This is a genomic window from Fulvivirga sp. M361, from assembly GCF_007097395.1.
Taxonomy (GTDB): domain Bacteria; phylum Bacteroidota; class Bacteroidia; order Cytophagales; family Cyclobacteriaceae; genus Fulvivirga.
Genome location: NZ_VKDC01000016.1, coordinates 46258 through 69891, shown reverse-complemented (window position 1 = coordinate 69891; position 23634 = coordinate 46258). Strand labels below are relative to the sequence as shown.

Annotated in this window: 20 protein-coding genes; 8 read left to right on the top strand and 12 right to left on the bottom strand. The window is 40.1% G+C overall.

The genetic code is table 11. The features are described 5' to 3' along the window. Positions 1-125 precede the first annotated feature (125 nt). Positions 126-716, bottom strand: a complete 591-nt coding sequence (locus tag FNH22_RS17640; RefSeq protein ID WP_143399750.1) for an LON peptidase substrate-binding domain-containing protein — start codon at positions 714-716, stop codon at positions 126-128. A gap of 108 nt (positions 717-824) precedes the next feature. On the opposite strand from FNH22_RS17640, the gene FNH22_RS17635 reads away from it, so the two are divergent. Both FNH22_RS17635 and FNH22_RS17630 read left to right on the top strand, forming a co-directional pair. Then, positions 825-3824, top strand: a complete 3000-nt coding sequence (locus FNH22_RS17635) for a PAS domain S-box protein (protein WP_143399749.1) — start codon at positions 825-827, stop codon at positions 3822-3824. Between the two features lies 1 nt (position 3825). Beyond that, entirely contained in the window at positions 3826-4266 is a 441-nt protein-coding gene (locus FNH22_RS17630; protein ID WP_185154274.1) for a response regulator, read from the top strand. Here the strand turns inward: FNH22_RS17630 and FNH22_RS17625 are convergent. Next, complete coding sequence (locus tag FNH22_RS17625; protein ID WP_143399747.1) at positions 4249-4779, bottom strand: adenine phosphoribosyltransferase; 531 nt, start codon at positions 4777-4779, stop codon at positions 4249-4251. The two genes, FNH22_RS17630 and FNH22_RS17625, sit on opposite strands and share 18 nt — an antisense overlap. Before the next feature lie 23 nt (positions 4780-4802). Between FNH22_RS17625 and FNH22_RS17620 the strand changes: the two genes are divergently transcribed. After that, on the top strand, positions 4803-5204 hold the full coding sequence (locus FNH22_RS17620; protein ID WP_143399746.1) for an OsmC family protein: 402 nt from the start codon (positions 4803-4805) through the stop codon (positions 5202-5204). A gap of 57 nt (positions 5205-5261) precedes the next feature. Here the strand turns inward: FNH22_RS17620 and FNH22_RS17615 are convergent, their stop codons facing one another. Beyond that, positions 5262-6299 carry a hypothetical protein gene (locus FNH22_RS17615; protein ID WP_255518084.1) on the bottom strand — a complete coding sequence of 346 codons (1038 nt, stop codon included), beginning with the start codon at positions 6297-6299 and terminating at the stop codon, positions 5262-5264. Positions 6300-6553: 254 nt separating this feature from the next. Between FNH22_RS17615 and FNH22_RS17610 the strand changes: the two genes are divergently transcribed. Beyond that, complete coding sequence (locus tag FNH22_RS17610; RefSeq protein ID WP_143399745.1) at positions 6554-7831, top strand: DUF3667 domain-containing protein; 1278 nt, start codon at positions 6554-6556, stop codon at positions 7829-7831. A 21-nt stretch (positions 7832-7852) separates the two neighbouring features. On the opposite strand, the gene hemL is transcribed toward FNH22_RS17610, so the two are convergent. Genes hemL through guaA form a run of 3 tightly spaced genes read right to left on the bottom strand, consistent with a single transcriptional unit; the run spans position 7853 to position 12437 of the window. Then, positions 7853-9154, bottom strand: coding sequence for a glutamate-1-semialdehyde 2,1-aminomutase (gene hemL / locus FNH22_RS17605; RefSeq protein ID WP_143399744.1), 1302 nt, complete (start codon positions 9152-9154; stop codon positions 7853-7855). Next, entirely contained in the window at positions 9135-10898 is a 1764-nt protein-coding gene (locus tag FNH22_RS17600; RefSeq protein ID WP_143399743.1) for a tetratricopeptide repeat protein, read from the bottom strand. Before FNH22_RS17600 ends, hemL begins: the two co-directional genes overlap by 20 nt. 9 nt (positions 10899-10907) lie before the next feature. Next, on the bottom strand, positions 10908-12437 hold the full coding sequence (gene guaA / locus FNH22_RS17595; RefSeq protein WP_143399742.1) for a glutamine-hydrolyzing GMP synthase: 1530 nt from the start codon (positions 12435-12437) through the stop codon (positions 10908-10910). A gap of 282 nt (positions 12438-12719) precedes the next feature. Here guaA and FNH22_RS17590 point away from each other — a divergent pair, with 282 nt between their 5' ends. From FNH22_RS17590 to FNH22_RS17575, 4 genes are all read left to right on the top strand, one after another. Beyond that, positions 12720-14243: a hypothetical protein gene (locus FNH22_RS17590; RefSeq protein ID WP_143399741.1), complete on the top strand. Its 1524-nt coding sequence runs from the start codon at positions 12720-12722 to the stop codon at positions 14241-14243. A gap of 127 nt (positions 14244-14370) precedes the next feature. Next, positions 14371-15456 carry a sensor histidine kinase gene (locus tag FNH22_RS17585; protein WP_143399740.1) on the top strand — a complete coding sequence of 362 codons (1086 nt, stop codon included), beginning with the start codon at positions 14371-14373 and terminating at the stop codon, positions 15454-15456. Next, on the top strand, positions 15453-16511 hold the full coding sequence (locus tag FNH22_RS17580; RefSeq protein ID WP_143399739.1) for a histidine kinase: 1059 nt from the start codon (positions 15453-15455) through the stop codon (positions 16509-16511). Before FNH22_RS17585 ends, FNH22_RS17580 begins: the two co-directional genes overlap by 4 nt. A 6-nt stretch (positions 16512-16517) precedes the next feature. Beyond that, positions 16518-17288: a LytTR family DNA-binding domain-containing protein gene (locus FNH22_RS17575; protein WP_143399738.1), complete on the top strand. Its 771-nt coding sequence runs from the start codon at positions 16518-16520 to the stop codon at positions 17286-17288. Positions 17289-17386: 98 nt separating this feature from the next. Here the strand turns inward: FNH22_RS17575 and FNH22_RS17570 are convergent, their stop codons facing one another. The 6 genes from FNH22_RS17570 to FNH22_RS17545 all read right to left on the bottom strand — a co-directional run bounded on the left by FNH22_RS17570 (position 17387) and on the right by FNH22_RS17545 (position 23593). Continuing rightward, entirely contained in the window at positions 17387-18661 is a 1275-nt protein-coding gene (locus FNH22_RS17570) for a hypothetical protein (protein ID WP_143399737.1), read from the bottom strand. A 244-nt stretch (positions 18662-18905) separates the two neighbouring features. Next, positions 18906-19664, bottom strand: a complete 759-nt coding sequence (locus FNH22_RS17565; RefSeq protein ID WP_143399736.1) for a LytTR family DNA-binding domain-containing protein — start codon at positions 19662-19664, stop codon at positions 18906-18908. Next, complete coding sequence (locus FNH22_RS17560; RefSeq protein ID WP_143399735.1) at positions 19661-20677, bottom strand: sensor histidine kinase; 1017 nt, start codon at positions 20675-20677, stop codon at positions 19661-19663. The genes FNH22_RS17565 and FNH22_RS17560 overlap by 4 nt, the downstream gene beginning before the upstream one ends. Positions 20678-20811: 134 nt before the next feature. Beyond that, a complete protein-coding gene (locus tag FNH22_RS17555) occupies positions 20812-22080 on the bottom strand; it encodes a hypothetical protein (protein ID WP_143399734.1) in 1269 nt (422 codons plus the stop codon). Positions 22081-22193: 113 nt separating this feature from the next. After that, positions 22194-22541, bottom strand: a complete 348-nt coding sequence (locus FNH22_RS17550) for a translation initiation factor (protein ID WP_143399733.1) — start codon at positions 22539-22541, stop codon at positions 22194-22196. 8 nt (positions 22542-22549) lie between these two features. Continuing rightward, positions 22550-23593, bottom strand: a complete 1044-nt coding sequence (locus FNH22_RS17545) for a type IX secretion system membrane protein PorP/SprF (RefSeq protein WP_143399732.1) — start codon at positions 23591-23593, stop codon at positions 22550-22552. Between the last annotated feature and the right edge of the window lie 41 nt (positions 23594-23634).

Below are 23634 nucleotides of genomic sequence, written 5' to 3'. Positions count from 1 at the left end.
ATCTCTTGCAGGAACAGTAGAGTTCACAAGATGGCTGGTAATGGATATTACAAAAACCGGCCTGACGGGCAATTCAAGAAGGAGATTTTGGCATTAAAAACTGGTTCGGGGAGTCAGGTAAATCATCAGTTCAAGTAATAATTGTCTTTACTTCTTACTTCCCAGTCAAGCACGTGCTTTCTAAAATCCAGTCGTTCATTGATAAATTGCTGGCGTTTGTCCGAAGTCAAAAGTCTCAGATATTTAACCCTGTCCGTCAAATCCAGGTCCAATTCATTGGCAATATCATGGATATTATATTCACAATCATCAATTTTCGAGTTGCGCAACACCATATATTCTTCAAATTTCGCAGAAAGATCAGCAGATACTGAACTCTCATCCATCGCGTTCAGGAAAAACACCGCTCCGCCGGGATAAAGCTTAGGACTTAATTGGTTATAAAACTTAGACAGTATAAACGTATCGACGCATTTCACTACTATGTCGGACTCACCTGTTTCATACCTTTTAAGTATCGACTCTAATTTAACCAGAGAACCCAATCTTTTTTCATTCGAAGGGTGAGCGAATAAAATACCAAATTCAATATCATTTACTTCTACATCCTTTAAAAGCTCCCTATATCTTGGTTCAAAAATATGAAGGGGCACTAATTCTCCAGGCAGGGGCAGTATGTTCAAAGGGAAAACGGGAATCCTTTTTAGTTCATCCATTACTAATTATAACATCAGTCTTGACGTAATGTTTGTAACTATATTACATCTCATTGTTAGTTATTTTTAAAATCTATAATTTACTTAACCAATTGAAGCTCTGCACCTTTGAAACAAGTTGAATTGTCTTTAAATCAGCAAAACGACAATGCCTTATCTATATTGGGCAAAATATCCCCATTCAGTATTTTCCATGTGAACGCTGATGGGAATGTTTCCTATGTGAATAGCCTATGGGAAAAACTGATTGGCACACCATTATCTAACATTAAGGGCAACAATTGGTTAACCATTGTGCATTTTACAGACACGGGAAGAGTAAAAAGTGAATGGGAAGCCAAAATTGGTACAGATGTACCTTTTACAATAGAAACCAGGCTACTTGTCGCAAACGGGAGCATAAAGTGGTTAATTATTCACTTTCACCCCAACCCCGGTACAACAGAGAAAATTGCAGGATATACAGGATGTATTGTTGATGTTACCGAACAAAAAACAGCCAAACAGCGACTTAATGAGAGCAAGTTATTGAATAAGGCATTAGCGGAGAATTCATCGGAAGCCATTATTATTCAAACTCCGGACACAAAAATTACATTTGCCAACCAAATTGCTGCAGATCTACTAAAAGCGGATAATATAGAAACTTTGATTGGCAAGTCGACCAGAGATTTCACACTGCCGGAAAATAAACAAATACTAAAAAAAAGACTGTCCCAGGTGACGAAAAAGGGAGAAAAAGCTCCTCCCTTTGAACAAGGGGTTATTTGTATAGATGGGACACTCAAATATGTATCTTCCACAGCGATCCCTGTAGTATGGCACGGGAAAAAGGCTGTTTTACTTATCAATAAGGACATAACCTACATCAAAGATCATAACCGGGAGGTAGAACTTTCTGAAAGAAACCTTCAGCAGTTTATTAAACACACGCCTGTAGCCGTAGCTATGTTCGATCGGAGTATGAATTACATGGCTTGTAGCGACCGATGGCTCATCGACTGGTGGAAACATCCGAAAAAAATGTCGACCGAATCCATTGTAGGCAAAAACCATTATACGTTGTTTCCGGATGTAACGGACTATTGGAAAAAAGTGCACCAACGAGCATTAAAAGGAGCATTTGAATCAAATGCAGCAGATTATTTCGTCCAAACAGACGGAACTCCTCAATGGCTAAAATGGGAAGTAAGGCCATGGACAGATAACGAAGGCAATATTGGTGGACTTATTATTCATACTGAATTTATTACAAAAAGAAAACAAGCTGAAAAAGAGTTAAAGAGAAGTCAGCAAAAACTTAGCGCCATCCTACAGAATGTTCCAGGCATGGTGTATAGCACCGGTAATGATAAAGACTGGACCATGAGGTTTATCAGTTCAGGCGCATATGAGATTACCGGCTATCACGACTCCGAATTTTTTGGGAAAAATGCGGTAGACCTTACCAGGATAACACACCCTGAAGATAAGGATCGTGTCTGGCATGATATCCGTGATGCCTTAGACAAGAAAGAACCGTTCGAGGTCCATTACAGGATCATAACTAAAGACAAGGACACAAAATTTGTTTTAGAACGAGGACAAGGGATTTTCGCGGAAAGAGGAGAACTGGTAAGTATAGAGGGGATGATCCTGGACGAAACAGAAAGTCAGAAAGCAGGCATAGCGCTAAGAGAAAGTCAGGCCAGAAATATGGCGCTTCTTGAGACCTTGCCTGATGCTATATTTATCAACAAAGAAGATGGGGTTATTCTTGATGTCCAGATACCTCGTAACTTTTCCATTTTTTTTAAACCGGATGAAATCATTAAAAAAAACGTCACGGAAGTATTTGGAGAGAATATCGGCATACAATTCATTTCAAGGTTTCAATCCATACATAATGTCAATGAAAGCAGGACATGGGAGTTTTCATGTACGGCTGAGGATAAAAAAGAGTATTTCGAAGTACGGTCGGTCTGGTATAAAGAAAATATGTTTTTGTCTGTAATAAGGAACATAACCAAGAATAAAGAAATTGCTTTTCATGCCCTGGAATCGGAACGCAGGTTCTACCAGGCCTTCCATATAAGCCCAATTCCTGTAAAGATCACCCGGCTAAAAGATCGAAAAATACTCGATGCAAATCAGAAATTCCTGGATTTGATACAGATGGATAGTGGTGAGGTAATAGGCAAGAAATCAATCGATTTAAATATCTGGCAAGACCAGGAACTCCACAACGCATTTAAGGAACAGTTAGTCAAAGAAGGAAAAATCTATGGTAAAGAGACCATTCTACTAAACAGACACAATGAAAAACGAAATGTATTACTCTCCGCAGAACTTATTCAACTAAACAAGGAACCTACCATTCTATTGATGATGGTAGACATCACAAAACGTAAACAAACCGAAAAAGAGCTCACCATATTAGCAGATAAGTTAATGATATCCAACCAGGAATTGAAGCAATTTGCTTACATCACGTCGCACAACCTTCGTGCTCCTGTGGTAAACATAGATACATTATTGGAACTATACGATCCTAAAAGCCCCTTACGTGATACCAATCTTGAGGTCTACAAGAAAATACTACTTTCAGTAGATCAGTTAAAGTCCAGTTTGAATGACCTTACACAACTGGTAGACTTGAAAGATCATCATGAAATACAAAATGAAACGGTAGAATTTGAAGATATCTTACTGCGCGTATCCCGGGCCATTGAAACTCAGATCAAAGAAGTGGGGGCAACTATTCAGGCTGATTTTAGTCATGCGAGGTCCATTACATTTCGACCGTCAGCATTAGAAAGTATTCTTCAAAATCTGTTGATCAATTCTTTGAAGTATCGTGGGAAAGCTCCACCTGTCATCACACTCAAGACAGAAGTTATAGCCAATTATACCGTGCTCACAATTAAAGATAATGGCATTGGTATGGATTTGAAGAAGATAGGACATAAGCTATTCGGAATGTATCAACGCTTTCACGAAGCCAAGGAAGGAAAAGGACTAGGTCTGTACATTGTAAAATCGCAAATAGAATCCTTAGGAGGAAAAATAGAGGTTGAAAGTGAAGTAAATCAAGGCACCTCTTTCATGGTTTATTTTAAACGGTACTGATTTGGAGAAGATAATAAATAAAACACTCAAGGTACTTATCATTGACGATGATGACGTTTCAAATTTCATTTATAGGAAGGTAATAGAAAACTGTAATTTCGCGAAAAAAATAGACGATTTTCAACGGGCACAGCAAGCGCTGCAGTACCTGATTGACAACCTGGGAAATTTCGAAGATTTTCCGGATCTGATATTTCTGGATATCAATATGCCCATCATGAATGGATGGGAGTTCCTGGAAGAATATATTTCCAGGGTATGGCCTCAATTGCCGAAACGATCAGTATTATGTATGCTCAGTTCATCGGTATACAAAGAGGACATTGGAAGGGCAGAAAGCTATGAACAAATAGATGAATATATTTCCAAACCTCTTACTAAGGATCATATCCGCATGATAGTAAAGAAATATTTCAACATTGAATTAATACGCGATAACTGAACGGATATTTTTATTGTATTTCTGAAGAATTGAAGCCCCATTAAGAAATGTCAGGTCGATCACAAAAGAAAAGCCTGTAACAGTTCCCTCCAGCAGTTGCACTAATTCAGCTGTTGCACGAGCTGTACCTCCTGTTGCCAGCAGATCATCATGTATCAAAACATTGCTTCCTTTTTGTAATGCATCATCATGAATTTCAATAACAGCCTGTCCATACTCAAGTTCGTAAGCATACTGGACCGTCCTGGCGGGCAGCTTGCCGACCTTCCTGACAGGCACAAATGGCACACCAAGTCGATTGGCCATCAACATTCCAAAGAAAAACCCTCGGGATTCGATGGCGGCAATAGCGTCTATTTTTTGGTCGGCCCATGGCGCCAATAAAGCGTCAAGCACATCATCGCAAGATACCGGATCCAGAAGAAGAGGTGTGATATCCTTGAAAATAATACCTTCTTTGGGAAAGTCTTTAACATCCCGGATTTTCGCCTTAATTTTATCAATTCCAGTCATACCGGCAAATTAAACGATAAGATATGAAAGTTACCACCAGGTATTCCAGTGATTATGAATATAAAGCAAGCACTGAAGACGGGCGAATAGTGAATATTGATATGAAGCCTGAAGGCAAACTCCACCTTTCACCAATGGAACTCGTTTTAAGTGCACTTTCAGGCTGTATTGCTGTGGAAATTGCTTTGATGGTCCCCAAACGAAGAAAAACAGTTCATGATCTTATCATAGAAGCAGAAGGTACACGTAAAGAAGAAAACCCAAGAGGCTTTACAGACATAAAATTAAAATTTCTGCTCATATCCCCTGACGCTACCGTCGAAGAATTGGAAAAAATCACAGCCTTATCATTAGAAAAATACTGTTCAGTAGCAGATTCTCTCCAGCCTGAAATATCCATTGAGTGTGAAGTCAAACGAAGTTAATTCTTTAATTGCAAATCCCTCTTATCAGACTGTGTGGATAAAGAATTTCGAAAAGGCCTACTTGCCAAATGCCTCTACGGAATAGTCAAGGTTAGTGCTGAACACCGGGAAGCTTATTTTCACTAATGCATAAAAGCCTCTGCCCTTAAGTCCCGGTCGTATTCCCACTTCACCACCATATCCCCAGCTCCATGTCCGATTGAATTTGCCATCAATACCAGCCCTAAAGCCAATTATACTGGTGTCCAGTGCATCAGAGGAATATACAACACCGTTATAACGGATATCATCCACACCCACGGAAGGAGCTACTATAATATCTAAAAAAGCGGTAAAAATAAGGTCGTCTACACCTTCGGTATATTTACTATCAAAATCTACTGCCACATTTTTGATCCATGAAATTGAACCTCCGACATAAATACCGGCTACATTTTGTCCGCTATAGATGTCTAGCTCTTGTTCTTCCCCATTGCCATCCGTAAACACAGCAGGTATAGAGTTACCGTCAGTATCTACTAATACATCAGAAGTTTTGTCCTGGGCTTCAAGGCTTCGGTTAATATCTACTGAGGTATCAAATATAATACCTCCAAGCCGGGTACCATATATTTTCCTCACTTTACATGGTATTTCAGCCGTCAACGGAACCCGGGATGCCCAACGGGCGCCCCGATAACTCTTTTTGTAGAGAAACATTTTCGTCGAAGAGCTCTCTTCAAAATCTTTAATGTGATAGGTAGCTCCTGCCTCATAATAGTTAAATACATTAGGCACGTTTTGCACATTACTGTTTTTCTCTGCAAGGTCCCGGGTAAAGTCAAAACGTTTGAAATAGGTGAGCCGCCCATGTGCCCGGAATGTCATTTTATCCTTCCAAAAATAAGTGGCTTCCAGTCCAAATCCAGCATTGACATTTGAAACATAAAGTTCCCCATACATTGGCTGAAATTGCACAAACAGCTTATTTATCTGATAAGGTTCATCGTAGAGTTCCTCATAGGTCACCGGGTTCTTGTCCTTACGGCTTTGCGCCAAACTACAAAGACAGAGAAACATCATGCCGGCAGCTAAAAAAATGCGTGGTCTTTTCACGGTCATGCTATTAAAAAATATGTAGACAAATAACACTACAGACTTCGTCAAAATATAAAAATAGTAAAAAATCCGTTAGATCGGACCATCTTAAGGTAAATCACATGATATTTGTTGTTTTTCACCTATTTATGTGTCGTATTATAGATTATGTTACGGCCGATAAGGTAACTGAATTTTTAATCAAATAATGATTCTTTTAAGGATTTGTAGCTTAGCATTTACCGGATATTTTATTACTTGCATCGACGCTAATGAAAATCAGACGAAGAACCAATGAATGTCCCAATTGTGGCGCTTTATTAGACAGCGTTTATAATTATTGCCCCAGGTGCGGGCAGGAGAACACTGATAATTATGTCTCCTTCAACATGCTGGTCAGTGACTTTTTTAACACCTTCTTTGCCCTTGACTCGAAATTTGCGCATACAGTCATACCGTTTCTTTTTAAACCAGGCAACCTAACTATTTCCTATGTAAACGGTAAGCGAATGTCTTTTGCACATCCACTCAGGTTTTACTTGGTAGTGAGCCTTTTCTTTTTCTTCATATTTACTTTAGTAGGTAAAAAATCTATTGAAGAGGATGGCGATGAAGGTATTATACAGGTAAATCACACAGTGGATGATGTTATAGGGCTTGAAGCTGAGGACCTCGCCACGCTCGAAGCAACATTAGGTGCGAAAAAATTACAGGAAATAGAAAAACAACTCAACGGCCCGAAGTTAAAAGATCTACGAAAAGCACTCAAAAAGAATATTACATCTACCGAAAAAGAGGCATTGCAAATAGCTCTGGACAGCACTACTGCACAAAAATTATTGCGTTTTGATGTCATGAACAACGAAAAAGAGGTCAACTCGACTATTATAAGTCCGGTAAGGGTCGAAACAGACAGCAGCTACAAGAAATCCAGCCACAATGCCACAGAAGACATAGATAAAATTACTTCAAATGAGAATAAGGACTTTTTTAATGTGTTTAATGAAATAGATTGGAAACTCATTGACGAGTTGAGAGACAAAAGACAAATTACGGACCACCAGGTATATGATTCTTTGCATATGGGAAATATTACAGAATTGCAGGAACATATTATTCGTCAAATCATTCGGGTAAACCGCGCTGACCAACAGCAATTCGTGGAGTATATTCTGAAAAACCTTCCCCTTATGATGTTAATACTAATTCCATTTTTCGCACTCATATTGAAGTTACTTTATGCGAGAAGAGATCAGCTTTATATCAAACATCTGATACATGCATTACACTTACATACATTTGCCTATTTTTTTTATGGGATAAGCCTGCTGGTCATGGTGTATGCGATATCTGATGAGGACAATGCAGCAATTTTTGGAATGTTGAGCTTCATTGTTGTTTCTACTTACGCTTACCTGTCTTTCCTAAAGGTATACAAACAGCATTGGTTTAAAACCTTGATAAAGTTCAATGTCACAGGCATGATATATCTGAGCTGCATATTTATATTTTTCATTACTGAGATCGTGGTTTCCTTTCTTCTTTACTAGAGAAAAGGACCGCTCACCTATTTATATATCATTGATTTTCAATGATTCAAGCACCCGGTAATTTGCTGAGGTGATTCTTTCAATGTCTTGATCACTGATGGCCGTAGAAACAAATAATGCCTCAAATTGGGAAGGTGCGAGATAAATCCCTTGATTCAGCATCTCTTTAAAATAGTGTCCAAATAGCGCGGTGTTACATTTCTTGGCAGATTCAAAGTCAAAAACGGGACCATTGTTAAAAAATAAGCTCCACATAGAACCTATATGATTGATGGTGAAGCTAAGGCCAAGCTTGTTAAGATTTGCCTTCACTCCATTCACCATACGCGATGTAATCGCCTCGAGTTGTGTGTATACCTCGGGATGATCATGAAGATACTGCAACATGGTAATTCCTGCCGCCATAGCAACCGGATTTCCTGACAACGTACCAGCTTGATAAATCGGTCCTACGGGCGATATGCAGTCCATAATCTCCTTTTTACCTCCATATGCACCCACAGGCATACCTCCGCCTATGATTTTACCCAGGGTAGTCAGGTCCGGCTTAACATTATATACCTGCTGCGCCCCGGCCGGCGATAATCGAAAGCCAGTCATAACCTCGTCAAAGATCAACACTACTCCATGTTCATCACAGAGTGCTCTTAACCCTTCCAGAAACCCTGCTTTAGGAAGAACACATCCCATATTACCGGCCACCGGTTCAATGATAAGTGCCGCTACCTGACCGGTATTTGCTTCTAGTAAAGCCTTAACAGACTCAAGATCGTTATAAGGAGCAGTAAGCGTATCATTTGCGGTGCCGGCGGTTACTCCGGGACTGTCCGGTACTCCCATAGTCACTGCACCACTGCCCGCTGCAATCAAAAAAGAATCACCATGTCCGTGATAACACCCTTCAAACTTGATGATCTTAGTTCTACCTGTAAACCCTCTCGCTAACCGAACTGCCGACATAGTAGCTTCAGTACCACTATTTACCATTCTCACTTTGTCGATGGAAGGCACCATTTGAGTAATGAGCTCGGCCATCTCAACTTCTCTTCGTGTCGGCGCCCCAAATGATAGCGAATTTTGGATAGCGTCACACACTGCCTTTTCTATAAGCTCATGTGCATGACCAAGGATCATCGGTCCCCATGAATTAATCAATTCTATGTACTTATTACCATCTTCATCATATACATAGGCTCCCTTTGCTGATTTAATGAAAATGGGGTCACCTCCTACTGCTTTAAAGGCTCTTACCGGAGAGTTCACTCCACCGGGTATAAACTTCTGTGCGTCTTGAAATAGCTGCTTACTGCTTTTGAAATGCATACTTATCGTCTTCAATCTCATAAGATATTTTCACCCCTTCATCTTCAAAGGTGAGCAAAGGGACAATGTGATTGTCGTTACTATTCTTAAAACGATGCCCTACCGTGAGGCTTCCTTCCAATAACTCTTCCTTATTCCATCCTATCTGAAAATATTTGCCGTATTTATCCAGTGCATTCCCCACCAACATCATTAAATCGTAACCAATTTCCACGTATTTATTGGGCGCCACTTTGTGTTTTCTTACGTAAGCCTGCCTGAACGCATCATACATTTCTGAATCTTTCACTTTGTAAACAGGTGCATAGAGCATGACATTAAGTCTTCGGTAGGCATCGTAATCAATAAGCGATAATTCAAGCCAGTCCGCCGGCCCCATGACCTTTACCGAATCACCCCTTGTCTCAACGGCACTGATAACTTTAGACGAGATCAGGTCATTTGTAGAAGCCACAAAAATATGACTGATACTATCCGGGGGGATGCGATAGCGTTCTTTTGCTTCCTCAGAAGAGGCTGCGCTCAGTTTTTTATCAGAAACCAGCAGGATATCCAATATTTCCCTGGTAGCGTCTTTTTTTATTCGCTTTGTGATAATAATATTAAAACTGTCTTTTTCTACTCGTTCTTTATAAGCATGGGCCAGTATAGAATCGCTTTTACTTTCTCCGTAAAAAATAATACCCGGCTTGCGGTCCATGTTCTTTATCACATAATCGCCCATTCTCCTTCCAATAGTCTCATTACTGGGGTTATACAAAAAAGCATATGGATTATTCCCTATCACGTCCGAATCTGTACGTAAAGGATTAATGACATTTATTCTATGGGTAAATGAAAACTGGTTTACCATGGCTGTGAGCCTGGAAGAAAACGGGCCAATGATCAAATCCATACCCTTAAGTTCGTCTTTTTCCAGGATCATTTGTGTTACCTTTTCATCCCGGCGGGTATCGTAGGTATATAATTTCAATGACACTCCTTTACCTCTTAAACTATCCACGGCAAGTTCAACACCCTGGTAAATGTCCAACACAAATTGATTGAACTTTTTTCTTTCATCCGGCTCAAGGTCTTTGACCATAAAGGGGTACAACATAGCTATCTTATATTCCTTCTTAAAGACTGGCTTTTCAATAGTAATCACATTAAAGTCTTCAGGAGTCAGTTGAAAGCGGTCTATGATCTCTTTCATAAGATCATGGTCCTGATTTACGAGAGGCTGCTTCGAAATACTGGTAGCCAGCGCACCGGCTAATTCTCTTTCAGCAGGATAGGTTTGATAAAGCTCTATAAGAAGGTCATTATCTGAAATTTGAGAAAAGTAGTGCTTTTTAAGGGCGCTGACATCTGCCTTGATGGTTTTGGACTTAATGTCTCTCAGTACATCAACAGCCAGATCGTAAGCTTTTTTTTCAAAATAAATTTGCCCAAGCCAGTAATTAACTTCATCTATCCGGCTCCATTTAGAGTAAACTTGCTTTACCTGAAGAAACATATCTTTAGCAAGTGCAGGAAATCCCTCCCGGTAGGCTGACACAGCATAATAAAAGCTCGCATAAGCTGAAAACGGATTATTTTCATTTTTAGGAATTAATGGCTTAAAGGCCTCCTGAGCCAATTTATATTTTCCTTCGTTGAAAAAATTCTTGGCAAACAAATAATCCTGTTGAAAATCTTGTGAAATCCCCAGTATAGAAAGACACAAAAGCCAGACAAACAATGTATTCTTTATAAATTTCATAGGTATTTTTTACTCCCATTCAATGGTAGCCGGTGGTTTTGAGCTGATGTCATACACTACTCTATTGACCCCTTTCACAGAATTGATAATTTCATTGGAGACATCAGCCAAAAATTCGTAAGGCAGGTGACACCAGTCTGCGGTCATGCCATCTACGCTGGCAACCGCTCTCAAACTAACCACGCGTTCATACGTTCTTTCATCTCCCATCACTCCGACGGACTGTATAGGCAATAGCATGGCTCCCGCCTGCCATACATCGCTGTAAAGACCGGCATCTTTAAGTCCTTTGATAAAAATATGATCCACTTCCTGAAGTATATGTACTTTCTCAGGAGTGATATCTCCCAATATTCTTATGCCCAGTCCTGGACCCGGGAAAGGGTGTCTGCCAAGTATCTTATCATCAATTTCCAGTGTTCTTCCTACACGCCGCACTTCATCTTTGAACAAGGTGTTTAATGGCTCTATCACTTTTAGCTTCATAAAGTCCGGCAACCCGCCTACATTATGGTGTGACTTAATCGTCGCTGAAGGTCCTTTTACAGAAACCGACTCAATAACATCAGGATAGATAGTGCCCTGCCCCAGCCATTTTACATTGGTAATTTTATGAGCCTCTTCATCAAAAACTTCTATAAACACACGCCCGATGGCTTTACGTTTGTCCTCCGGATCAGTGAGTGATTCCAGTGCCTTATAGAATTTGTCTTTAGCATCTACTCCGGTAACATTGAGTCCCATCCCCTGGTAAGACTCAAGAACCTCTTCGAATTCATTCTTCCTTAATAGCCCATTATCTACAAATATGCAATGCAGTTTGTTCCCAATTGCTCTGTGGATAAGTGTCGCTGCTACCGAAGAATCCACTCCACCTGAAAGGCCCATAACCACCTGGTCATCTCCTAGCTGTTCTTTTATATTTTGAACAGTAGTTTCTACGAATATGTCCGGGGTCCAGTCTTGTGCGCATTGGCAGATATGGACCACAAAATTTCTTAACAGTGTTTTACCCTGAAGCGAATGTGTCACTTCCGGATGGAACTGTATGCCATAGGTCTGTTCGTCCTTAACTTTGAAAGCAGCCACATCTATGGAAGACGTACTGGCAATGACTTCATAATTTTCAGGTAACGTTGAAATAGTATCCCCATGCGACATCCATACCTGTGAGCCAATTGACATCTCCTTCATTAGTTCATTATGCTGATCTACTTTGGATAGCTTTGCCCGTCCGAATTCACGTATTTCCGAAGGTAATACGTTACCCCCATTTTGATGAGCCATCCATTGCGCGCCATAACACACGCCTAACACAGGTATTTTTCCCTGAAACCGTTCTACAGGTATTGCCGGTGCATCCGCTTGCCGAACAGAACATGGGCTGCCTGAAAAGATAACTCCTTTGATGTCGTCTGTAATCTCCGGGAGATGATTACAAGGATGTATCTCACAATAAACGTTTAATTCTCGGACTCTGCGGGCAATCAACTGTGTGTATTGCGAACCAAAGTCCAGGATCAGGATCTGTTCTGCCATGGCTGCAAAAATAGTATTCCGAATGTGGAAATGCTAATATAATATGCGTAAAGAAATGGGGTTTAAAAGGAACTCAAATCACTCATTTGAGCCATTTAAACAAGGTTGTAAGCCCGATTATTTATCAAAAGCATCCATCAATTCATTAATACAATAGTGCATAACCATCAGGCAATCGGTTTTTTACTACTTGATTCCTACAGTTTGATACATTCATTCTGCACTTTACTACATTGCCCTTCAAAAGAGGCAACAAATGGTGCAAGATTGTAGTGTACTATAATGAACTCATTACAACAACATATGCATTTTCAAGGTCAAAATAATTATCATCCCATTCGAGGTCCTCTTCATCCCGGACCTCGAACTGTTGGGTTAATACTTACCACCATTATCATGGTATGTACTTCGTTTCATGCTTCTTCACAGCGCCTGGTCATAAAAAGCAACGGCGAAAGAACGATTATCAGTAGTAACCGCAACGCACTCAACATATCACACGGTAGTGGCAATAATTTTAATATAGAATATAAGGGAAATATTAAAGTCACGGATGATGATAAGGACATCATCTCCATCTCCAAGAATGGATACCTGGAAATCGACAAAACAACTTTTGGTAGTAAAAGATCTATTCTCATAGAGCAACGTTCGTCCGGGTTAAGTAAGCAATACTACGAAGGAAGAAAAGAACAACCCTGGGAACCTTATGGCAGGGAGTGGCTGGCAGAGATATTGCCTGATATTGTACGATCCACCGGAATAGCTGCACAAAGCCGGGTTGAGCGGTTTTATAGAAAAGGAGGAACAAACCGGGTGCTGGAAGAGATAGAAGAAATTGACTCTGATCATGTAAAAAATACCTATTTCCGGATGCTTTTGAGAAAAAAAGGACTTACGTCCAATGACCTGGTAAATATCCTGGGGGAAATAGAGGACGCCATAGACTCAGATCATTACCAGGCACAACTACTAGAAGAACACAACCGGGTCTTTTTGCAAAATGAAGTAGTAGCCGAAGCTTATTTTGACGTGGTAAGCGATATAGGCAGTAGCCATTACGCCTCAAGCGTACTAAAAGAGGTATTACGTGATCGTGACGCTTCTGCTAAATCATTCAAATACATCATAAAGGCCAGTTCAGAGATTGATTCGGATTATCACCAGGCAGAACTACTGTCCAAAGCTTTGGAACTTAACGACCTCACCGATGAAATGATCAGGGAAGTGATAGAGGCCGCTCAGGAAGTCAGTTCGGACCATTATCAGACTGAACTCTTAAAAAAAGCATTGGCGCTGGAGCGAATATCTTCCGAATCAACAGAGGAGATCATAGAGGTCATATCAGATGTAAGTTCAGATTATTATGTTGCAAGCATATTTTCAGACCTCCTGGAAGAGCAACTAAATGAAGAGATCCAGCTTAAAATCATCAATTTGGTAGAAGATGAAATGTCGTCAGATTATTATGCTTCCGTTATTCTAAGTAAGGTATTGGAAGAGCAAAAACTGTCCAGTGAAGTTACCAAAGACCTTGCCAGAGCTATTACAGAAATTAACTCCTCTTCTTATTCCTCCTCTATTATAAAAAAGGCAGCTGAACAAACATTGAATAAAGCTACCCTGCTGGTTTTACTGGATGCTATAGAAGAGATAGACTCTGACTTTTACCGCGCAGAAGCCTTGATAGCTTTAGCTTCTCAAGTCAGGGAAGGCGACAATGAACTTAAAGATGCTTACCGAAAAGCAGCTAAAAGTATTGGCTCAGACACTTACTACGGCAAAGCGATCCGAGCGTTGGATTAACAATTTCAGGAAGCTATCACTCTTTATTTCAATTGGCCAGGCATCCTATCTATTAACATAAAACAAGAACGGGTAACACGATGCACTTCAATTTCCAATCCATTTTGGTTAGATTGTCAACATTATTATGGCACGTAACGGTAAAATAGTATTGAATTACACCATGCGCAGGTTCTGGGTTCATTTAGTTACAGCCACATTCATAGGGCTTATTTATTATGTATATATGTACTACAGTGAAAAAGGAGTATTGCCCAATACGTCAAGCAATTACTCTTACGCTGTCATCAGTGTATTAACTGCCAATTTTATTGGACTGGTCATTTCTTTTTCTGATCGGAAGCTGGACCGTTTGCTCCCCTGGGGTAAATATATGGCCGGCAGGCTGCTATTAGGATTAATAACAAATAGTCTGATTTCATTAACCATTATCATTGGTATAGGCTGGCTTTTTCTGACTTCTTTGGACACTAAAGAAGAGCTTTCCACCCTTTACGGTAAGCATACAGAGACCATATTGAAATTAGGTATTATTACCTTTTTGGCAGTATTGGTCTATAATATCATCTACTTCGCTTTATTTTCCTACCGGCAGTATGCAGTAGTGCAAATAGGCCATGTAAAAACACAACGGAAACAGCTTCAGCTTCAGTTTGAAGCATTGAAAAGTCAGCTCAGTCCCCATTATTTGTTTAATTGCCTTAACACTATCTCCTCATTAATATTCAAAGATACTCATCTTGCAGAAGATTTTATCCGACGACTGGCTGAAACGTATCAATACATTTTAAGTAACAACCACAAACAATCGGTTACGCTGGAAGAAGAAGTGGAATTTGTAAAATCTTACAATTACCTGCTCAAGGTCCGATTTGAAGATAATCTCAGGATTGATATTAACCTTCCTCCCAATGTTATGCGTAGTAGGATACCACCCCTGACTTTGCAAATGCTGGTAGAGAATGCGGTCAAACACAATGTTATTACACGTGATCAGCCGCTCGATATTTATATTCACGCTATTGACAATACGGACATACGTATAACAAATACTAAAACAGCTACCCCGGCAGATATCAGTTCATTTCACGTGGGCCTGGAGAACATTAAGAAACGCTACAAGCATTTTACACCTAAAGCAATCCGGATAGATGACAACAGTAAATTCAGTGTACAGCTTCCTGTAATCAGGGAAATAGCCCGCTCTGCATGAAAAAGATAATTATACACAACGCATTTTTCCGATTGTTTACACCCGTTTTTTACGGGATGCTGGTCTATTTACTGATACTCCTTATCAACAATGACCTATCTCAGATCGGATCTACATTTACCAACCAGGAGGTGTATGTATGCATAGGGCTGGCCTACCTGCTCTCTGAGGCGCTCAGGGGTAGTGCCATACTGGCCAGACATTTCTTTGATAATAACATGAAAAATCAGATTACAGCGCAGGTAATGGGCGGGTTGTTGTTGTCTATACTGGTGATTAGTATTACTATATCTGTATATTTTAAAGTGGCTTATGACTTTAGTATCACGGAAAGTCAGTTAATTATTTTTAATATGATTTACGGCACTTCCAGCTTGCTATACAACTTACTCTATTTCAGCAATGTATATGTACATAAACAAAATGTACGGATGCTGGAAAATGAAAATGTAAAGAGAGAAAGCATTGAATCAGAACTGTCTGACTTTAAAAATGAAGTAAACCCACAACTACTGTATGAGAGCCTGGAAACATTAATAACACTTATTCATAAAGATGTAGATGAGGGCGAAGAATATATAGATCATTTATCATCTGTTTATCGCTATATTTTAAGCCATAGAAAAGTAGAACTGTCCACTTTAAATGAAGAATATAAAGCCGTCAAAAATATCGTCTACCTGCTCAATTACCTGTATGATGATCAGATCAGCTTGAAGATAGTGTTTAATGATAAATATAACACCACCCCTCTTGTCCCTGGTACTTTGCCTAACCTCGTGGAGTTAATTGTGCGGTCTACCATCATTAATAAGTTTCAGCCTCTCAAAATAGAGATAGTTATTGAAGATCAGGACGGATACCTCGTACTGCAACACCAGTTAAATGAAAGGCTCAGCAAGCCTGACAACTTCAATGATATCTTTGAATCAATCCAAAAATCATACACCTTTTACAGTGATAAGCCAGTGATGCAAGTGAAAGCATATGATTTTAGCTATATTAAAATACCTTTGCTGGAAGAGGTAGAGGAACCTTTGGAATTAGAACTGTAGGCAAAGATGAATGTTCTCATCATAGAAGATGAAGTACCTGCTGCTGAAAAGCTGGAAAGGTATTTGAAAAAATATGACACTGACATCCAGGTATTGGATCGGCTAAATTCAGTGAAATCATCTGTGCAATGGCTTTCACACCATCAGCAACAGGTAGAACTTATATTCATGGATATTCAACTGCTGGATGGGAAGAGCTTTGAAATTTTCGACCAAGTCAAAATTAATACGCCCATCATATTTATTACTGCCTTTGACGAATATGCTATTGATGCCTTTAAGGTTAATAGCATTGACTATTTACTCAAACCTATCACCTTTGGTGACCTCAGCTCATCCCTCGAAAAACTGGAACAAATGAAAAAGGACCTGGGCAGTAACGGCAATGCGGTAGATATCAACGCCGTACTTTCTCAACTACAGCAGAAATCCTATAAAAACAGGTTCATGGTAAAGCTGGGTGAACATATCAAATCCATTACTACCGATAAAATTGAATTTTTCTTTGCAGAAGGGCGTAATGTATTTCTGTTCACGAATGAAAACAGGAAGTTCATCATAGACTTCAAGCTGGAGGACCTGGAGAATATGTTAGACCCACAAACATTCTATCGGGCCAACCGATCTTTTATCCTTAATATTGAAGGTATCATTGATGTGGTGGTATACTCTAACAGTCGCCTGAAAGTCATCCCCAGGCTGGATTTTGATAAGGAAATTATCATCAGTCGTGAAAAAGTACAGGCATTTAAAGATTGGTTTAGCGGATTGAATTAAGTCATCAATAGGGCTTTATTTAAGCCTCCAGTAATTACACCATAAAAAAAGCCACACCTAATTGGCATGGCCCCTAAGCAAAGTAGTTATTTGTGTAATCAATTAAACGTCACTTTGTCAATATCCTTCCAAAGAACATAAGTTGGATCATCTTCACTATCATTATCAAAAACTAATATTCCTGTATTTCTGTCCGATACATCCTGCCGATCCCCTAGTTCCAGTTTTTCCCCGGACTTTAATTCTACGATAGATCGCTTATAACTTTTAGGGATCACACTTTTAATCAGACGGAAAGGAATGATGTATTCTATTTCATCATCCGCGCCTTGCAGTACTTCATAGTCAAATGCTTCATCCAGGTCATAGACTATTTTCCCGGAGTGTGTATCCCCTGTCGTTGTGTTTACCGTACCTTTTAGGGCTTTTTGTGACTTGAAAGCAGCAAAAGATATCATGGGCTCTTTGGCTTTTTCAAAGGTCACTTTCTTAAATTCTCTCCAGGGAATGTCTACCCTGCCATATTTCACACTACTTACTATGATGCCCCTATTGCCGGAATTTACATCATTAGAACCGCGTAAATTAAATTCCCTTCCGGAGTTCAATACCACAAAGCTGCTGTTGCCATCGCTTTCAATGGATTTGATCCTTCCAAAAGCGATGGATAGATCCCCATCACGCGTATCTCCGTCCAGCCGATCCGTACTTACACGTTCATCATGGTCCCATTGGACATACCCAGTAAAAATTCCCTGATATGTTTCCACCGTTCCGTATAAAGGTTCTCCAAATTTTTCATCCAGTTTTTTGGGTGTATCCATAAAATCAATTCGTTCAATACGTGACCACCGGACCTCCATCTCACCCACTTCTTTGTCAATTACTTTAACATTCGTACCAACATCGTTATACCCCTCTCCCTTCACCTCAAACCGGTCACCATTCCTAAGTTCGACATATACCCAGTTACGGCCCGATAGTTTCAATGATCTGATCTCTCCGAATTGGCAACTGAACTGATGCAAATAATCATTGCCATAGTACCTACGACCGTTCGACCAGCCATGGCCGAACCAGCTAACGAAACGATCTCCCCAATCCCTGTCATGACGCTCGTAATAGTAACGTTCCAGAGCCCGGAGGTCTTCCCTTGATAAATAATCAATGTTATCATTGTCTTCCTTGGAAGCATTGAACATATCTGTCCAATACACCTCTTCTTTCCCCCATCTCAGCGGCCCTTCATAAGTATCACCTTCTGCTGTAGTGATCTTCCCATAAATGAAGCCAGCGTCCTGGGCGACCAACCCCGGACCAAAAGCTAACAGCAGTAATGCAAGGGCTGCCTTAAATACGTTCTGATTTTTCATTGTTGTTGTTTTTGAGTTTTTACTTGGAAATGGTTGATTGATGACCGTCCCGCGTATTGTTAAACCAAATATGCCAAGAGAGACTTATTTTATAAACAGAAATCAGATGAGTCGGACTATGCGCTTACCGAACCGGGAAATAGGCTGTCTTGAGTCGTGAGTCCTTAGTTCTTAGTCTTAAAACCTGTCCTTCCCTGAAATAAGTTGACCTCTAAATACTCAAGACTTAGGACTCAAGACTATCTTAACTATCAAGCCATTTTTTGAATTCCGGAGTTTTATCGGCACTTATTACGATGTCTTCTTCTGAAGCTGGGTTTAAGTTTATTTTTACCCGCCCTTTGAAATACGGATGTATCTCTTCAATAGCCTCGAACTTAACTATGAATTGGCGGTTGGCACGGAAAAAGAGTTTAGGATCTACTTGTCGATCTACTATTTCCAAGGTCTGATCCAGCGCATATTTTTTATTATCGAAGGTAACCAGATAAGTAAGCTTGTTCTGACTAAAAAAATAAGCTATTTTTTCCACTGACACAGCCACGATCTTTTGTCCGGAACGGATCATAAAACGTGATTTAAAATCTTTCTGCTGTGATTGGATCATAGACATCAGATCATCATAAGGAAAAGACTGTTCTGGTTTTGCCTGTAACGATTTCAACTTTTCCAGACTCTGTGTAAGCTTTTCAATTTGTACAGGTTTCAGCAGGTAATCAATACTGTTCACCTCGAAAGCTTTCACGGCATATTGATCATAGGCTGTGGTGAAAATCACAGGCCCTGTATAGGATAACTGTCTAAATACCTCGAAACTCAGCCCATCTAATAATCGGATATCACTGATCACCAGGTCAGGAGCATTGTTGACCTCAAACCATTCCACAGCAGATTCTATGGATTTCAAACTGGCCATTATCTCAATCGAAGTGTTGATTTCCACCAGCATGTTCTCCAGTTTTTCGGCTGCAAGTGTCTCATCTTCCAAGATCAATACTTTCATATTGTTTCTACTTCAAGTAAAGGAACTGATACTCTAAAATAATCCTGACTATGCGACACTTTGACCTCATTAGCAGTAAAATAGGCATATCGTTTTCTAATATTATCTAACCCGGTGCCTCCTTCTTCCCGCAAATCATCAGGTTTAGGATACAATGTATTTTCAACCACCAGATAATCGTTCTCTCCCGGTTGAATAAATAGTTTTAATGGCCTCTTTTCACTTATCACATTATGTTTGATCGCATTTTCTACCAGCAATTGTATCGTAAGTGGTGGTAACATCTTAAACTTATCTGCTCCCTTAATATCAGCATTAAATTGAATATTATCTTCAAAACGTGTCTTTATCAGATGCATGTAGGCATCGATAAAGTCCATTTCTTCTTCCAGTGATATCAGATCTTCGTCTTTTGATTTTAGTATTGCCCGATATACTTCGGCAAATTTGTCCAGGAAATCCTTTGACATTTTTTTGTCCTTGTCAATCAACGACGAAAGGATATTGAGATTATTAAATAAAAAATGCGGGTCCAGATGTCCTTTTAACGAAGTCAGTTCAGCCTGCAACGTTTCTTTTTTAAACTTTTCCGCTACCACTTCGGACCGCTTCCAATGACTTAAGAAGTACTGGCTAAAATAAATTGAAAACAATGGTATAAATAATACGATCCCCCAGGCATTCATTACCACGATCTGTTCATAAACAGGTGGATCTTGTGTAAGCCATACTTTGAATAAAAGATAAGCCAGGTTGATAATGATCAGTGAATAAATAATACCTGTAGCCAGATGGGCATAAAAACGTCTCTTCCCAAACCTGAGCCATGGAAAATAACGATTAAACTGAACGGTGATCAGCCGATTGCCCAGCCATAGAAAAATGATCACAGTGGTAAACCAGCTTACCGTTATGACATTGTTAAGCTCAAAACCCAGCTGTTCAGCCAGCAGGTAGGACATTAATTCCAGTACAATCACCACCCCGATCACTACATAAACCAGGTACGCCATTAAGAATTTAATTAAGGATGGGATAAATGACAAACGCACAGATTAAACTTATAGGGTTATTAAGTCATATGCAAATGATTGGTGAGGAGCAATCACCACACGTATTGATTTCCATCCATTACAACTGATCCGGACTATTCGAAAATGATCTCACTTACTTTTTTCCAGGGCACATACTCAGGCTCCTTTTTTCCATTTTGAAAAATGAGCAGCCCACCGTTATCGTCCGATACATCACGCCCCTCACCCAATATCAGTACATCACCATTTCTGAGCTCGATTTGAGAGTAGGTATAATTTTTAGGTTTTATCTTTTTGATGTTTCTAAACGGGATCTTGTACTCCATGCCTTCATCTTTACCTTCCAAAAATTCAACCTCCATTGCTTCATCAAGATCATACACGATCCGACCGGAATAAACATCTTCCTCATACGTGATTACTTTCCCCTGAAGTCCTTTAGGTGTGCTGTAGGAGGAATAAGGCTTACCGCTTGAATTTATGTAACGTTCAAAATTAACTTTATTAAACACTTTCCAGGGGATATCTACTTTACCAACATTCTCCACACTTACTATAATGCCCCGGTTCTCTGCATTAACATCATTCGAACCAGTCACGTAAAAATTACGCCCATCCCATAACTCTACCGTACTGCCACTTCTTCCGCTTTCTATTGATTTGATCTTCTTAAAAGGTATAGATAACTCCCCGTCACGTGTTCTTCCATCCAGTTTATCAGAACCTAACCGTTCATCATGGTCCCATTGAATGTACCCTTTAATATCTCCTTTCCGAAACGTATTTACGGTTCCATACAGCGGTGGGCCGAAGGTTTCTTTCAGATTCCTCGGAGTGGGCAAAAATTGTACTCTTTCTACACGTGACCAGCGTATGGATATTTCACCCAGGTCACTGTCGAGGATTTTAAGGGTAGGCTTCATATCATTTGACCCACCTCCGGTCGTCTTGACCTCCATGTCATTTTTTAAGATGACCACGGGCCGTTCCCGGTTATAATTATCGATTTCGGCAATATCACCAAACTGAACGACAAATTGGTGGCTATTGCCCCCCCTATTATCCCAAATACTGGATAAACTCCAATCGAAATTTGACCATGAGTTCTCTCGGTCTCTTTCTCTATATTGGTGGCCCTGATGCCGATCAGAAAGCTTAGTTGCATTATAGTGATCATTCCAATACACTTCTTCCTTTCCCCATCGTATCAAACCTATATATGTATTTTCGCTGGTCTTTACTTTACCATATATAAAGCCTTCGGTACTTTGTGCATCGGCTTCGGTAGCCAGGATGATCAAAGTAACCAACACTCCCAGAATTAGTTGAATTGTTTTTCTATTCTTCTCCAATTGTACGATTATCGTATCTATCGCTCTCATATTACAAATAAGCGTAATTGAGCACAGAAAGATCAGTGACTTTATCCAAAGGTGTACATATACATACTCAATCGGGAAATGTTCAGGTTCAATCAGGTCAGCCTTATCACAGGCTAACCTACAGTCTTTGTGCGGTATCCTTTTTGGATAAGTACTTCGGCAACCTTCTTCCGGAAGTCTCCCTGGATCAGGATCTCACCATCTTTTGCAGAACCACCTACTCCACATTTTGACTTCAGCAGTTTACCCAACTCTTTGAGATCATCAGCGGAGCCGATAAAACCTGTGATCAAAGTCACCTGTTTTCCTCCCCGGGCCTTTTTATCCAATTGGACCCTTAAATGTTGCTCTGATGCGGCCAGTGTATCTTGTTCAGGGGCATCGTTATAATCGTAGTCGTACTGGTCGTTGGTAGAGTATACCACACCATCCCGGTTTTTCCAGTTATTTCTTTTAGCCATATGTGTAATTAAAAATCAGGACAAGGTATCTGCATTACATGCTTCGGGGGTTTCCGCGGATCAGAGGTAGACCAGGAATAGGACAGGGATACTTCGTGTGCTCCACCACTGCCTGAACCCAGATTAGAAATGGTAAAATCATAACTATATCCAATATTCAACGCATCTCGTTCCCTTTTTTTGGTGAAACCCACCAGCATGACAATAGATTCATTATTACTAAATCCTTCCAATGACTTAAACGGAAGCCCACGATACCAGGCGCCAAGGATAATAGGCTCAAGAGTGAGGTAGAGGCCCAGATCAAGCTGGTCGAATTCTCCCTGACTTTTGTATTGGAAGGTTGGTGTCAAACTTCTTTCCTGTGGTCTGGTGTAAAATCCGCTACCCACGGTTCCGGGTTTGAATGGTATTTTTATTCCACCATGTATAGAGATCTTAGACGGAAGTTCTCTTGGGTCAGAACCATCATCAAATGCCTGGTTAGGCGTATTGAGATGGTTGGCGGTTACACCAAACCAGGCATTGCCTGTATAAAGTACACCCCCGGCAGAAATACTTACAAAATTTTTACTCAGCCCACCAAAAGTCTCGCCGGAAGGGTTATCAATTTCTCCTGTAACAGGGTTGAATTGATCGCCAAAAGTAAGGTCCGCAAAATTAACATTACGATTAAAGAAAGTAGCCTGAAAGCCCGGACGGAAGGTGAGCCATTCTGAAATGTATAGCTGATACGCATACTGTAAGGCAACACTGGTGGACTTCAACCCTTGCTGTCCTTCACGGTCACGCATCATCAATATCCCGATACCCGAATTCTTATCTTCTATGAATGTATCAAAATAGGCTGAAAAAGTAACAAAATTAGCATCTATGGAGGGCCATTGATTACGATAATTCACCCCTACCCTGGCTTGCTGGGTAGCTCCGGCAAATGCGGGGTTCAAATAAAGCGGCGCCGCATAGAATTGAGAAAATTGGGGATCCTGTGCGCTAACCGTACCTGAAGCCATCAACACCATTACCAGAACCAGAAGAAACGATCTTTGCATGCAGTTTAAATCAAATATTATAGGCAAGATATAAAGTAAAG

Coding starts and splice junctions, on each gene's coding strand:
- FNH22_RS17550 (WP_143399733.1), bottom strand. CDS start 22,541: ATGGCTAAAAGAAATAACTGGAAAAACCGGGATGGTGTGGTATACTCT.
- FNH22_RS17610 (WP_143399745.1), top strand. CDS start 6,554: ATGAAAATCAGACGAAGAACCAATGAATGTCCCAATTGTGGCGCTTTA.
- FNH22_RS17565 (WP_143399736.1), bottom strand. CDS start 19,664: ATGAAAGTATTGATCTTGGAAGATGAGACACTTGCAGCCGAAAAACTG.
- FNH22_RS17570 (WP_143399737.1), bottom strand. CDS start 18,661: ATGAAAAATCAGAACGTATTTAAGGCAGCCCTTGCATTACTGCTGTTA.
- hemL (WP_143399744.1), bottom strand. CDS start 9,154: ATGCATTTCAAAAGCAGTAAGCAGCTATTTCAAGACGCACAGAAGTTT.
- guaA (WP_143399742.1), bottom strand. CDS start 12,437: ATGGCAGAACAGATCCTGATCCTGGACTTTGGTTCGCAATACACACAG.
- FNH22_RS17590 (WP_143399741.1), top strand. CDS start 12,720: ATGAACTCATTACAACAACATATGCATTTTCAAGGTCAAAATAATTAT.
- FNH22_RS17625 (WP_143399747.1), bottom strand. CDS start 4,779: ATGACTGGAATTGATAAAATTAAGGCGAAAATCCGGGATGTTAAAGAC.
- FNH22_RS17640 (WP_143399750.1), bottom strand. CDS start 716: ATGGATGAACTAAAAAGGATTCCCGTTTTCCCTTTGAACATACTGCCC.
- FNH22_RS17620 (WP_143399746.1), top strand. CDS start 4,803: ATGAAAGTTACCACCAGGTATTCCAGTGATTATGAATATAAAGCAAGC.
- FNH22_RS17555 (WP_143399734.1), bottom strand. CDS start 22,080: ATGAGAGCGATAGATACGATAATCGTACAATTGGAGAAGAATAGAAAA.
- FNH22_RS17585 (WP_143399740.1), top strand. CDS start 14,371: ATGGCACGTAACGGTAAAATAGTATTGAATTACACCATGCGCAGGTTC.
- FNH22_RS17575 (WP_143399738.1), top strand. CDS start 16,518: ATGAATGTTCTCATCATAGAAGATGAAGTACCTGCTGCTGAAAAGCTG.
- FNH22_RS17600 (WP_143399743.1), bottom strand. CDS start 10,898: ATGAAATTTATAAAGAATACATTGTTTGTCTGGCTTTTGTGTCTTTCT.
- FNH22_RS17560 (WP_143399735.1), bottom strand. CDS start 20,677: ATGGCGTACCTGGTTTATGTAGTGATCGGGGTGGTGATTGTACTGGAA.
- FNH22_RS17545 (WP_143399732.1), bottom strand. CDS start 23,593: ATGCAAAGATCGTTTCTTCTGGTTCTGGTAATGGTGTTGATGGCTTCA.
- FNH22_RS17580 (WP_143399739.1), top strand. CDS start 15,453: ATGAAAAAGATAATTATACACAACGCATTTTTCCGATTGTTTACACCC.